We start from the raw sequence: 12,517 nt of genomic DNA, 5'->3' as shown, positions 1-12,517 counted from the left end.
CTAAATTTGCTTTGTTGGAAGCTTATCTATTTACGCTTTGAATTTACAGGGAGTCGAGGTCGATTAGGCAGCTTTCGTCCAGCGCCGGACTGTCGAAAGGGTGAATGAATAAGACCATAAAACATCACCTCACTAGCCTGTCTCGTTAGGGGTACGCCGCTTTAATCCCCGCCTTATGGTCGTCGCTCATACCGCGTTCGAGTTCGTCAAGCCACTCGAAGAACTGCGGTAGATTGTTCAAACTGAAAACACGCACTCCATATCGTCCTTGGAGGTCCACGCTGGGCAGTCTAACAAGCTCTGCCATTGGTTGGTCCATAAAAAAGGCGTCGCAATAGGGTGCGTACAACGAGATGTGGCAGACGTCTTCAAAAAAGCCATGTAGCCGCTTACGAGCCAATGGTCGATTAGCGTAGGCGCCTCGCTTCACCATTCCTTTAAGCGTTGCGTAAATTCGGGCAGAAATATAAACATTGGGGACCTGTTGAAAATGCTCGGATCTAAAAAACTCATCACACCGCTTGAGCTGCTGATGCAGAGGCTGATCTCTCGGTAACCGTTGCAGCATCTGCTCGACGACCTGGCTCACAATCGGGGAGTCCAGCTTCGCACTGTAATCACCTTGCGCAAGCCGAGTGATCATGGTGATAAATGAGTTCAGGTAATTCTGAGCAAATGCATGTACTTCGAGAGCGATGTCTTGCTCGAATGACTGTGTGGAAATTTGCCATTGATCAAATACCTTAATCAGCCCGTCAACGGCTTGCCCCTTCAATGACCGCTTCAATTCGACGTCTTTGTAGTACCCATCTATGTCTACGCGATAGTAGTTATCCCACTCATCCAGCGCGCCTTCTACAGCGTCGTCAACCTCCAGCACGTACTCCGGCGGAGCGTCTTTGAGGAATGCGTCCCAAGCCTTTGTAATCTGAATCGTTTCGACATCATAGTCCGCATGGAATTCTGACCCCCGTGAAGCGTCCTTGATGAACGCCAATAGAGCGACGTTGCTCAAGCCATCGTAGCCTCGCCATTGCAGAGTTTCGTCTTCGTGAATTGAGGAGAATGGGGCGACCAATAGTTGTAGGTGCGCGGCTCTCTTCACTCGCTCAGCCGCCTCTACAAACCTAGCGTCATTGCCACGGAACGCCCCGGAGAAGAAAAATTGGTCTAGATACAAGACCTTCTTATGAATCGGCGGCAGCCAAATCCTATTCTCATGTTTACAGCGCTGACATCCTCGAAGGACATAGTCGCTGTAAACAGACACGTTTCCAAAGCAGCCTTTGTCTTTGCAGCCAGGGCAGTCTCCGATTATGTGATTAACCAGCATGGGTATTCCATCACAGGGGATTTCCAAAATACTGACACTAATGCTGATTGAATGTAACCGTCCGGCGAAGTCACCTACCCGATCCCTGTAATAAGGGCGATGTTCTCCACTTAAAAATACGTGGACACCATCGCCCTTATCATCAGGATTGCCATGCGCCAGAGAACTTCTTACCCCAAGCCCTTTAAAGCTCAGATCGTCCAGGAATGCCTGCAACCTGGCATGTCGATGGCCAGCGTAGCGCTGCGCCACGGCATCAACGCCAATCTGGTTCGCAAATGGATACCTCTTTATCGTGATTGTGAGGCGGCAACGTTGCCCGCTTTTGTTCCGATAAAACTACCATCCCCACCACAGGCCGATCTGCAAATGTCCGTCAGTATCGACGTTCCGTTCGGCCATCAAAACCTCATCGTGAAGTGGCCACTGGCCGATCCCGACGGGTGCGCCCGTTTTATCCGTGGTCTCACTCAATGATCCGCATCGACGCCATCTGGCTCGCCACCGAGCCCATGGATATGCGCGCCGGCACCGAGACCGCCTTGGCCAGAGTTATCACGGTGTTCGGTGCGGCGAAGCCGCACTGCGCTTATATCTTTGCCAATCGACGGGCCAACCGAATGAAAGTACTGGTGCACGACGGGATTGGTGTCTGGCTGGCGGCACGCCGGTTGAACCAAGGTAAATTCCACTGGCCAGGCATTCGACAAGGTAGCGAGCTGGAACTGGATGCCGAGCAACTTCAGGCCCTAGTACTTGGTCTGCCTTGGCAGCGCGTTGGCGCTGGCGCTGCAATAACGATCCTTTAAAAAGGCTGTATTAACGTCTGAGCCTGCTGCCGCAGGCGGTCTGCTTTAGTAAAATCCACGGCATGACTTCCTTGCCCAACCTCGACCAAATGACCCCCGACCAGCTGCGCGCTCTCGCTGCGCAGTTGCTGTCGAAGGTCGACACCATGGGCAGAAAGAGCCACCGCGATGACACCATCATCGAGCAGTTGACCCACGAGATCGCACTCCTCAAGCGGCACCGGTTTGCCAAGCGCAGCGAGCAGATCAGTCCTGAGCAAGGCAGCTTGCTCGACGATCTGCTTAACATCGATCTTGAGGCTATCGACGCCGAGCTGACGGCACTGCTTCCGGCTCCAGTTCCAGCAGAGGCGCGCCAAAAGCCGAAGCGCGCGCCGTTGCCGCCACAGTTTCCACGCACCGTCATTCATCATGAGCCAGAAAACACTCAGTGCTCCTGCGGTTGCCAGCTCCAGCGCATCGGCGAGGACGTCAGCGAGAAGCTCGATTACACGCCAGGCGTGTTCACCGTCGAACAACACGTGCGTGGAAAGTGGGCCTGCCGTCAGTGCGAAACACTGATCCAGGCGCCGGTACCGGCCCAGGTGATCGACAAGGGCATCCCAACCGCAGGCCTGCTGGCTCACGTGATGGTGGCAAAGTTTGCTGACCACTTGCCGCTGTATCGGCAGGAGAAAATTTTCGGGCGCGCCGGTCTAGCGATCCCGCGCTCGACACTGGCGCAATGGGTTGGGCAGACCGGTGTGCAGCTTCAACCGTTGGTTGATGCCTTGCGAGAAGCTGTCTTGGCACAGCGAGTCGTGCATGCCGACGAGACGCCGGTGCAAATGCTTGCGCCCGGACAGAAGAAAACTCACCGTGCTTATGTCTGGGCTTACTGCACCACACCGTTCTCGGCAATTAAAGCTGTGGTTTATGACTTCAGCCCGAGCCGGGCCGGTGAGCATGCGCGTAACTTCCTCGGCACGTGGAACGGCAAGCTGGTGTGCGATGACTTTGCTGGCTACAAAGCAGGCTTCGAGAAGGGCATGACCGAAATCGGCTGCATGGCCCACGCCCGCCGTAAGTTTTTCGATCTGCACGTGGCCAATAAAAGCCAGTTGGCAGAGCAGGCGCTGCACTCGATTGGCGGCTTGTACGAGGTAGAACGCCAAGCGCGAGACATGAGTGACGAGGATCGTTGGCGAATCCGGCAAGAAAAAGCAGCACCATTGGCGAAAGCACTGCACGACTGGATGTTGACCCAGCGCGATCTTGTGCCTAACGGCTCAGCAACAGCCAAAGCCCTGGATTACAGCCTTAAACGCTGGGTAGCGCTGACGCGCTACCTGGAAGATGGGTCTGTACCCATAGACAACAACGCAGTCGAAAACCAGATTCGGCCGTGGGCACTTGGGCGTTCCAACTGGTTGTTTGCCGGGTCGCTTCGCAGCGGCAAGCGGGCGGCGGCGATCATGAGCTTGATCCAATCGGCGCGCATGAATGGGCACGATCCATATGCCTATCTTAAAGATGTGCTGGCGCGGTTGCCGACGCAGCGAGCGAGTGAGATTGAGCAACTGCTGCCGCATCGGTGGGTATCTGCCTAAGTCGTGCAAGGTGACTTCGGCGGACGCTTACGATTGAATTCCACTAACCCGCCCATTCTCCTAGGAGCACATGTATTTACTGCCAAAAGCCTCCAAGATGCGCCGTGGCCAAGACGGCTTCGCCTAATCGGCCGAGGTACATGGTATCCGGGTCTACATTTGAATGGCCGGCCTATGCTTGAGAAGCGTACATCAGTGGCACTCTGAGGCCGTATACGTCCATCATCGCGGCGTCAAGGTGGCCGCTGGCTTCCTGTTTGTCGGCCCCGTTGCCGGCAGTGTCAGTGATGCCGCGACGCTTGAGGGCGTGCAGCCCAAACCGTTGTTCTGCAGTGATGGTGCCGTCCCATCCCTATAGCCATGCTCACCAGCTCACAGATGGATTCTGATCTGGCTCGGTCGTATGAGCTCGACGTGAATGCGTTCGTGATCAAGCCAATTGTATTGAAGGAATTCATGCAGGCGGTGGCAGACCTAGGCATGTTCTGGGGTGTCCTTAACGAGCCGCCGCCGGGCTCTCTTCGTGCAGCGATCCACAAGGTCTAGGGATTGATCTGCAGCATTCGGCGGTTCCCAACACCGTTGATGTTCAGTTGCCTAAGACAGAGAAGCCCATCACCGGTGGTCGAAAATTCTAAGGTTTCATCGGCTGTTGCGAGACAGACGACGCGCTTGAGATGGCCGAGCAGACTGAAGTGTGAGCGGGCACTGGCGACGGGGAATCACCTAGTCGCCTTCTGCCAGGAGTGGATAATCCTAAATTTCGAATCACCATCTACGGCTGGCTGAAATGGTCAGCACCCCAGGCCTACCCATCGTTTCCTGAATCACCAAAAAAGTCATCTCTGACGACTAAGCCAAAATCATTATTGGAAGCCGCTTGGTCGGTTTCATCGAATAGATCCTGTATTCGCCTTTCTTGCCTGAAGTAAGCAATCGTGGCGAAAAAGCATCCTTCGCATAAGTGATATTCGTAGCGCTCGCCGTCATGCTTGGTGCCAAAACCCCATTTTGCTTTTAGAGTGGCGAACTGAAGCCCGCCGGCGTTTACACGGGTCGAGTGTCTGCAAATGTCACACTTTACGTCGGTCACTACCTCTGTCTCGACTCGCCCAGTGATTTTCATCGGTTTGCCCCACTCTTAACATTACTCGATGGGCCAGCATACCCGCGCCAGGCACATCTGCGTCGTGCGGCGTCATCTTCGCGTTGCTCGTGTCTCACATTGGTCCACAACGGCCGTTCATAAGGCAGCTTGGGCAATTGCTCTGCTAAACGACAGCCCTTCAGAAAAGTCTCGCTTCGGGCTCCAACACACGATCTATGCACGTAGCTAACTGATACACCGCGCCGGCGGCATAGGGTTTAGGTTTACTTGGGGCTTGCTCATCCAGCAACTCTTCGGCGGCCAAATGCCCCAGAAGTTCGAGGTCAATACCCATGGATGCCGCTGTGCTCAGCACTGCAAGTAGCGCTTCCCTCATCTCGTCTATCCGGATGTCACTCATGACGCGCTTCCTCCTTTTTTATAAACCATAGCGGTGTCTTGTCGAGGCCGAATGACCGATTTGAAATTGTGTGAGCGGAGGTAATTTCGAAATGGAATTTGACTGACCGCAGCCCTTCAAATGGCTGCATTCGGCCAAAAACGGACGGTCGCTACCTGCAAAAATCTCGAGTCATTTATAATTATCTTTACGTGTCAGCGTGCAGCACTTCCCGCGATCAAATGCGAAAGCTACTCACCAGGTGCTTGAGCCGGCCAACCTGCTGTTTCAAGTCGGTGCACGCTTGAAGGGTGGTCTGCAGGTTTCCTACCCCTCTTTGATTTAGCATATTGAGCTCGGTAATGTCCTGATTGATCGACTCGACGACGGCTGTTTGTTCCTCCGTTGCCGTAGCCACCGACTGGTTCATTCCGTCGATTTCCCCGATGCTCTGGGTCACGCTGCAAAGACGGTCCCCAGCCTGATTAGCGATCCCCGCGCTGGTCTCGCTCTGGCACTGGCTCTCGTTCATTGTTGACACCGCCTGCCGCGCGCCCTGTTGTAATTCTTCGATAAGTCTCTGCACCTGCTGCGCCGAATTCTGGGTGCGATGGGCTAAATTGCGTACCTCGTCGGCGACAACCGCAAATCCCCGGCCTGCTTCGCCAGCACGCGCGGCCTCGATGGCGGCGTTTAGCGCCAGAAGATTAGTCTGCTGGGAAATAGCCGTGATCACTTCTAAGATCTGCCCGATGTTCACTGTGTTCACGTTTAGCACTTCGATATTGGTGCACGAGTCGCCGATCTTCGCCGATAGGCGCTTTAAGCTGCCAATGGTATCTTCGACCACCTGCTGGCCGTCGACAGCAAGACCGCGCGCGGCACTCGAGTGCTGGGAGGCTAGCGCTGCGTTCTGAGCGATCTCTTGGGTTGCCGCACCTAGCTCGTTGATAGCGGCGGCCACACTGCTGGTACGACTCGCCTGCTGATCTGAGTTGCGCATGGAAGCATTTGAGGCATCTACGACACTCAGCGTCACTTCGCTCACCTGGGCAGTCGCCGACGACACTTCGCGAATCGAATCGTGGATGCGTTCGACGAACTTGTTAAACGAGGCCGCCAGCGTACCGAATTCGTCAACGCCATGTACGCTAAGGCGGCGCGTGAGATCACTTTCACCGGCGGCGATGTCATGCATGGCGCGGCCCATAACGTGCAGAGGGATCATCAGGACACGGATCAATAGACCCAGCAGGGCAATGATCACCACCACCGCGATGATCATGGCAACCAGGGCCGAGGCGCGGACTTCCTTTAGCATGGCAAATGCGGCGTCCTGATCCAGCACTACGGCTACGTACCAGTTGGCCGAAGGCACGCCATTAAGATGGGTGAGCATGAGGAACTGCGGTTTACCATCGCCGCGAACTTCCTGAAGGCCTTCACGAAGCGCCGGCGCACCTTCGGGATAGGCGTCGCTGAGCGTCTTGAGTACCAACTGTGGATCGGGGTGGATTAGTACCTTGCCCTCGCCATTCATCAGGAATGCCCGGCCATGGCCATTGAAGTCCAGTGAGTTAATGATGTCGCTGACCTGGGTTAAATCGAAGTCTGCTCCTATCACACCAATCATTGGACCGGCGCGGTGCACCGGCGAAGCGATAGTCATTACCAGCTTGCCAGACGAGACAGCTACATAGGGCTCGGTTACGACCGTGCGATTCGCGCTAGCGCTGGCCTTGTACCAGTCGCGGGTCCGTGGATCATAGTCTTTTGGTCGGTTGCGGGCTGGAACGGAGTACATCTGTCCGTCCTGACTGCCGAAGTAACTAGATTGAAAGTTGGCAGAATACACCGGCAGACCAACAATACCTGGCAGCACGTCTGCGCCTGGGCCGGAGCGAGCGACTTGCTGGGCCATCGATTCAAGTAACTGGATGCGGCTTATGAGCCAGGTTTGCATATTGCTGGCGACGAGCGCGCCCACGTTTTTCAGAGTCGCGGCAGTTTGGGTGCGAATCCCTTCGCGCTGCTGATAGTCGTTGAAGACCGTAAAGCCAGAAAAGGTAAGGGCCACAACCAGGCCAGCAGCCAGGAGGATCTTGTGGCTGAACTTCATAGAGATTGTCATAGCGTTGGCTCGTCTTAGTAGGTCGATACGTTCGGCATATTGGAGACAGGGAACGTGTTTGAAATAGGTAGCGGTTGGGCCGCTTTCGGCCGGTTTCCGCCGGTCGATGCAGCTATGGGTCAAGGCTGCGTTAAAACGATTGCGGCTAGTTGCAGAATTCGAAATGCGGAGCAAAATCTCGGTACGTAAACTCCCAGTCTGTTGACTAACCGAGCGTTGGCAGGCTTTCCGTAGAAGCACACACTTCAAATGGTGCATGCGTTCTGACACAGCCTGGGTCGAAACAGGCCAGCCCTAAAGGGTTGTTCTCGACCAGTCCCAACTGCCCGAAAATAACGCTTGGTCCACGTTACTTAACGTTGGAGTATCGATCATGTCGGAACAAGAAAGCCTCGCCAGCAGGCGAGGCTCCCTCTGACGGCTTATTACAAGAAGCTGTAGGTGTAGTTGAAGATCAGACGGGTCTGGTCAACATCGGGGTTGTTGCTGACTTCACTGCCACGGTAGACGCCATTACGCAACGTCACGCCGAAGCCTTTGAGGGCGCCCTGGTGGATGGTGTAGTCGATCCGCATGTCGCGCTCCCACTCGGACGAATCAGGACCACTGCCGTTTGTTGCTTTGATGTTATCGCCGTGCAGGTAGGCAATCGAGGTTTTCAGGCCCGGCACCCCCAGCGCAGCGAAGTCATAGGAGTACTGGCCGAAGGTGGTGTTTTCACCGGCACGGACAAAACCCTTAATCATGGCGTCGGTGAAAAGGTAGAAGCTCGCGCCTCCGTTCGCTTCCGGGCGACCATTGCCATCAACAACGTTGCCCTGGTTCAGGTAGACGAAGCCGCCATCATCGCTGACGCGCTGGTGACCAAGCAGGAAGGCATTGCCACCCAGGGTGTAGGTGAACATGACGCTCCAGGTTTTGTTATCGACCTCGCCCGGGGTCTTGGCAAAACCGTTGTTGTTGTTGTTGAAGCGGTAGCCGGCGTCGCCGTTCTTGCCATCGGAGCCGCTGTAAAAATAGCGCAGGTCTGTCTTGAAGGACTGGTTGGCGTCGATCGGGAAAACGTGAATCAGGCCAAGGAAGTCCTGCGTGTAGTAATCCTTCAGATTCGAGTGGTAGTACTGCAGGGTGAGGTCCTTGGTGACCTTCCAGTCAGCACCGGCGTAACGGAACTGATTGCTGTCCTGAGTACCGCCAGCCACGGCCAGGCCGGTGGAGTTTGAAGAGGCGCGGCCCGCCGAGTGTTCCAACTGACCCGCGTTGAGGGTCACGTTGTCGATTTCCTTCGAGGTGATGGTGCCACCGTCAAAGGTCTGAGGCAGGAGGCGGCTGTCGTTCGCTACCAGAATCGGCATGTTCGGTTGCAGGGCACCGCCCAGGTGGGCCTCGGTCTTCGAGAAGCGGGCTTTGACGTTGGCTGCCGCACGGCTCCACTCGTCCACTGCCGAACCATCGGTGTCGCTTGGGAAGAAGGTGTTGTTGTTGGCTGGGTGGTGACCCTTGCCGCCGTCCAGATGGATACCCACGAGGGCCTGGGCGTCGATACCGAAGCCGACAGTACCTTGGGTGAAACCGGACAGATAATCGAACTTGAGGCTTTCAGCGGTCTCTCTCTGATCCGTGCCGCCGCGCTCGCGGTTATCGTTGTTGTAGTACATGGTGCGAGAACTGACGCTGGCCTTGCTACCCTCGATGAAGCCTTGAGGTGCTGCATCGGCAGCATGGACACCAAATGCGGAGATACTGGCAAGCGCAACGGCCGCCGTCAGGGTGTGCTTGTACATTCTGAGCTCCAGTTTTTTTATTGTAAAAACGTCGGTTCTCGAGCAACAGCGACACCTTGGCGGTTGTGTCGTTAATTACCATTAAGTGATGAGTCCGGACTTCTGACGCTGCCTTCAACCGATCAATGCAATATCTGGCTGAGGAACAGACGGGTGCGACTGCATTGCGGGTTGTCAAAGAAGTCTTTCGGGTTGGCTTCTTCGACAATCTCACCTTTGTCCATGAAGATCACACGGTTGGCCACGGTCCGGGCGAAGCCCATTTCGTGGGTCACGCAGAGCATGGTCATGCCGTCTTCCGCCAAGCTGATCATGGTGTCCAGCACCTCTTTCACCATCTCGGGGTCGAGTGCCGAAGTCGGCTCGTCGAACAGCATGATTTTCGGTTTCATGCACAGGGCGCGGGCGATGGCCACGCGCTGTTGCTGACCGCCGGACAGTTGCCCCGGGAATTTGTGTGCCTGCTCCGGAATGCGCACGCGTTCCAGGTAGTGCATGGCGATTTCCTCGGCCTTGCGCTTGGGTATCTTGCGCACCCACATCGGCGCCAGGGTGCAGTTCTGCAGGATGGTCAGGTGTGGGAACAGATTGAAGTGCTGGAACACCATGCCAACATCACGGCGAATAATTTCAATCTGCTTAAGGTCCGTCGTCAGCTTGGTACCGTCGACAAGGATACGACCCTGCTGATGCGCTTCCAGGCGGTTAAGACAGCGAATGGTGGTCGACTTGCCTGAGCCCGACGGGCCGCACAGGACGATACGCTCGCCCTGACGCACGTTCAGATTGATATCTTTAAGCACGTGGAATTGGCCGTACCATTTATGGACACCTTCCATCCGGATCATGCCTTCAGCACCCAGTGGCTCACTCATAACTGCACTCATAGCAAAACTCCTAACGCTTGTTGCCTGTGTCCGACTTACACTTAAATACGTGGAGTATCGGAGCACGTTGAAATTGAAGATCCAGATCGCGCGGTCATACCTTCGGCGGCCACAACAACTTGTCGAAGTTCATTCCTTCAGACAGAATCAGTGGCAGTACACGAACTGGTACAAGCTTTTTTGAATCGCACGCAGCAGTCGAGGTTCACCCGAACCCACGTGGAACAGGGATAAGGTTTCTCATCGTTCTAGTGAAGAACTGACTGCAAAAATTGCCGCGTCCGGGCTTCTTTCGGTGCGGAAAAGATTTGCGACGGAGGCCCCCCCTCGACAATCCGGCCGTCATCGAAAAACACCACCCGATCCGCCACTTCCCGAGCAAATCCCATTTCATGGGTCACGACGATCATGGTCATGCCTTCACCGGCGAGCCCCTTCATCACGTTCAGCACGTCGCCGACGGTTTCCGGGTCAAGCGCTGAAGTGGGCTCATCGAATAGCAGCAGCTTGGGCTTCATAGCCAGCGCACGGACGATCGCCACACGTTGCTGCTGACCACCCGAGAGTTCAGACGGATAGCTATCGGCCTTGTCCCGGAGTCCAACGCGATCCAACAGCGCCAGCGCATTGCTTTGCGCTTCAGCTTTTGATGCGCGCTTGAGCTTGACGGGTGCCAAAGTCATGTTCGCCATCACCGACATGTGCGGGAACAAGGTGTAATCCTGAAACACCATGCCTACCTCCTCTCGTAGCTTGGATAGCGCCCTGCGATCCCCAGCCTTAATCGACTCAACGTCGCCGACCACCACGCTGCCCGCTGAAGGCGCTTCGAGGCTGTTCAGGCAACGAATGAATGTGGACTTCCCAGAGCCACTGGGGCCGATGATCACGACCACCTCGCCTTCAATGACGTCCAGATCCACGCCCTTGACCACTTCATGATCACCGAAACGTTTGTGCAGCCCGCGTACTGTCAGCATCGTGTTCATAGACCCGCCTGCGCTCGAGTCGCGGCTTGCAAGCGATCATGGGCCGCCGTCAAACGATCACGGCGGGTCTGATTGGCCTGGCGCTCCGTGGCGATGCGGGTGTTGGCCCGCAGCAGGCTTGGTTTGAGCGAAGATAGCGACGGACCACCCGCCGAGGTCCGCGCCTGCACGTTCGTAGTCGGATCGAGGCAGTCACGAACTTGTTGCGCTTCAAGATCGAGCGCGTAGCCCAACTGCTCAATGGCGCAGACGTCGACCATGGCGGTATCAATCTGGTGCGCTGGCAAGCCCGCGTCCATCGCCATGCGTACCACCCCGCCGACCACATGATGGGCCTCGCGGAACGACAGATCCGCCTCGCGTACAATCAAGTCCGCCAGACCGGTCGCGGTGGAAAAGTCCTCTCCTGCGCGTTTGACTGCCAACTGTACATTCGGAGTAGCGGTGCGCAGCACCAGATCCAGCAGTTTCAGGCAGCGTAAGCTTTCTTCAGCTGCCTCCCAGAACCCTCGGGTACCCTCGCGATTGGCATCGCCAGTGTGGGAAAAGTTGCTACCTTTGATGGTGATACTTGCCCCCATCAGCAAACCTACAATATGTCCGCTGCGCCCTTTCAGATATTCCAATACTGTTGGGTTTTTCTTTTGCGGCATAATGCTCGACGTAGCGGCAACGCTATCCGGAAAGTTAATCAGGTTGAATTCGTGAGTGCTCCAAACGAAATAATCCTGTGCCACACGACTCCAAAACACAGACAGAAGGCTTAGGTGCGATAGACTTTCGAGAATGAAATCCCGCGAGCCTACTGCGTCCAGTGCGTTGTCCAGATATCCGTCGAATCCCAGTAGTTCCGCAGTACGCGCACGGTCAATATTGAACGGCGTACCAGCAAAGGCAGCAGCACCCAGTGGGCTTTGATTCATCGACTCCAGGGTGTGCGTCAGACGTTTGCAATCACGCTCCAGCGCCTGTTCAACCGCTGACAGGTAGTATCCGTAAGTGATCGGCTGCGCCGGTTGCAGATGGGTGTAACCCGGCATCACCACTTCAGCGAACACCTCAGCATTGTTGATGGCGGTCTGTCGCACTTGTATCAGCGCGTCGATCAGATCCATCAGCACTTCCCTACAACGTAGGCGGTCGAGGGTCGCAAGGATGTCGTTGCGGCTGCGTCCGGTGTGCAGACGGCCGCCGATGTCGGTACCGATTTGTTCGATCAAATGCGCTTCATAGTTGAAGTAAGCATCCTCACGAGATGGGTCAAGTGTCACCGCTTCCGGCCCGGCAGCTTCCATATCTAGCACACCTTTGGCCAGCGCCGCTGCGTGTTCGCCACGAATCAAACCCTGTTCGGCGAGCATGACAATATGCGCCTTGTTGACGTTACCCAGATTGTCGAAGCCATCGGCAAACCCTTCCAGACGCGGGCGGTAGATGTACTCGTTGACTTCCGGCGCGGTGGTTTCCTTCAGGCGCCGACTGACTTTGGATTCTTGCATCATGAAACT

The 12,517-nt window shown here is 55.7% G+C and carries 10 protein-coding genes and 2 pseudogenes; 4 read left to right on the top strand and 8 right to left on the bottom strand.

The window, feature by feature from the left end; all coding sequences use genetic code 11:
- Positions 1-145: 145 nt before the first annotated feature.
- On the bottom strand, positions 146-1,333 hold the full coding sequence (locus tag AABC73_RS28985) for a hypothetical protein (RefSeq protein WP_341521922.1): 1,188 nt from the start codon (positions 1,331-1,333) through the stop codon (positions 146-148).
- A 120-nt stretch (positions 1,334-1,453) separates the two neighbouring features.
- On the opposite strand from AABC73_RS28985, the gene AABC73_RS28980 reads away from it, so the two are divergent.
- The 3 genes from AABC73_RS28980 to AABC73_RS28970 all read left to right on the top strand — a co-directional run bounded on the left by AABC73_RS28980 (position 1,454) and on the right by AABC73_RS28970 (position 3,731).
- Positions 1,454-1,810: a transposase gene (locus tag AABC73_RS28980; protein ID WP_341521921.1), complete on the top strand. Its 357-nt coding sequence runs from the start codon at positions 1,454-1,456 to the stop codon at positions 1,808-1,810.
- Positions 1,807-2,142, top strand: a complete 336-nt coding sequence (gene tnpB / locus AABC73_RS28975; protein ID WP_341521920.1) for an IS66 family insertion sequence element accessory protein TnpB — start codon at positions 1,807-1,809, stop codon at positions 2,140-2,142. Before AABC73_RS28980 ends, tnpB begins: the two co-directional genes overlap by 4 nt.
- A gap of 62 nt (positions 2,143-2,204) precedes the next feature.
- Positions 2,205-3,731 carry an IS66 family transposase gene (locus AABC73_RS28970; protein WP_341521919.1) on the top strand — a complete coding sequence of 509 codons (1,527 nt, stop codon included), beginning with the start codon at positions 2,205-2,207 and terminating at the stop codon, positions 3,729-3,731.
- A 172-nt stretch (positions 3,732-3,903) separates the two neighbouring features.
- Here the strand turns inward: AABC73_RS28970 and AABC73_RS28965 are convergent.
- Positions 3,904-4,077: pseudogene (locus AABC73_RS28965) on the bottom strand (integrase); the annotation flags it as partial.
- Here AABC73_RS28965 and AABC73_RS28960 point away from each other — a divergent pair.
- A pseudogene (locus AABC73_RS28960) lies at positions 4,074-4,277 on the top strand (response regulator); the annotation flags it as partial. The pseudogenes AABC73_RS28965 and AABC73_RS28960 overlap by 4 nt on opposite strands.
- A 740-nt stretch (positions 4,278-5,017) precedes the next feature.
- Here the strand turns inward: AABC73_RS28960 and AABC73_RS28955 are convergent.
- From AABC73_RS28955 to argH, 6 genes are all read right to left on the bottom strand, one after another.
- Positions 5,018-5,239: a hypothetical protein gene (locus tag AABC73_RS28955; RefSeq protein WP_341521918.1), complete on the bottom strand. Its 222-nt coding sequence runs from the start codon at positions 5,237-5,239 to the stop codon at positions 5,018-5,020.
- A gap of 217 nt (positions 5,240-5,456) precedes the next feature.
- Positions 5,457-7,349, bottom strand: a complete 1,893-nt coding sequence (locus AABC73_RS28950; protein ID WP_341521917.1) for a methyl-accepting chemotaxis protein — start codon at positions 7,347-7,349, stop codon at positions 5,457-5,459.
- Between the two features lie 425 nt (positions 7,350-7,774).
- Entirely contained in the window at positions 7,775-9,133 is a 1,359-nt protein-coding gene (locus tag AABC73_RS28945; protein ID WP_341521916.1) for an OprD family porin, read from the bottom strand.
- Positions 9,134-9,255: 122 nt separating this feature from the next.
- Entirely contained in the window at positions 9,256-10,020 is a 765-nt protein-coding gene (locus AABC73_RS28940; RefSeq protein WP_341521915.1) for an amino acid ABC transporter ATP-binding protein, read from the bottom strand.
- 248 nt (positions 10,021-10,268) lie between these two features.
- Positions 10,269-11,009, bottom strand: coding sequence for an amino acid ABC transporter ATP-binding protein (locus AABC73_RS28935; RefSeq protein ID WP_341521914.1), 741 nt, complete (start codon positions 11,007-11,009; stop codon positions 10,269-10,271).
- Positions 11,006-12,508, bottom strand: a complete 1,503-nt coding sequence (argH, locus tag AABC73_RS28930; RefSeq protein ID WP_341521913.1) for an argininosuccinate lyase — start codon at positions 12,506-12,508, stop codon at positions 11,006-11,008. The genes AABC73_RS28935 and argH overlap by 4 nt, the downstream gene beginning before the upstream one ends.
- Positions 12,509-12,517 lie beyond the last annotated feature (9 nt).

The organism is Pseudomonas sp. G.S.17, from assembly GCF_038096165.1.
Classification (GTDB): Bacteria; Pseudomonadota; Gammaproteobacteria; order Pseudomonadales; family Pseudomonadaceae; genus Aquipseudomonas.
This window is presented reverse-complemented; position numbering and strand designations above follow the sequence as displayed.

Bases quoted from the DNA above. Each gene is read 5' to 3' on its own strand.
- AABC73_RS28985 (WP_341521922.1), bottom strand. From the start codon at position 1,333: ATGCTGGTTAATCACATAATCGGAGACTGCCCTGGCTGCAAAGACAAA.
- tnpB (WP_341521920.1), top strand. From the start codon at position 1,807: ATGATCCGCATCGACGCCATCTGGCTCGCCACCGAGCCCATGGATATG.
- AABC73_RS28970 (WP_341521919.1), top strand. From the start codon at position 2,205: ATGACTTCCTTGCCCAACCTCGACCAAATGACCCCCGACCAGCTGCGC.
- AABC73_RS28955 (WP_341521918.1), bottom strand. From the start codon at position 5,239: ATGAGTGACATCCGGATAGACGAGATGAGGGAAGCGCTACTTGCAGTG.
- AABC73_RS28950 (WP_341521917.1), bottom strand. From the start codon at position 7,349: ATGACAATCTCTATGAAGTTCAGCCACAAGATCCTCCTGGCTGCTGGC.
- AABC73_RS28945 (WP_341521916.1), bottom strand. From the start codon at position 9,133: ATGTACAAGCACACCCTGACGGCGGCCGTTGCGCTTGCCAGTATCTCC.
- AABC73_RS28940 (WP_341521915.1), bottom strand. From the start codon at position 10,020: ATGAGTGCAGTTATGAGTGAGCCACTGGGTGCTGAAGGCATGATCCGG.
- AABC73_RS28935 (WP_341521914.1), bottom strand. From the start codon at position 11,009: ATGAACACGATGCTGACAGTACGCGGGCTGCACAAACGTTTCGGTGAT.
- argH (WP_341521913.1), bottom strand. From the start codon at position 12,508: ATGCAAGAATCCAAAGTCAGTCGGCGCCTGAAGGAAACCACCGCGCCG.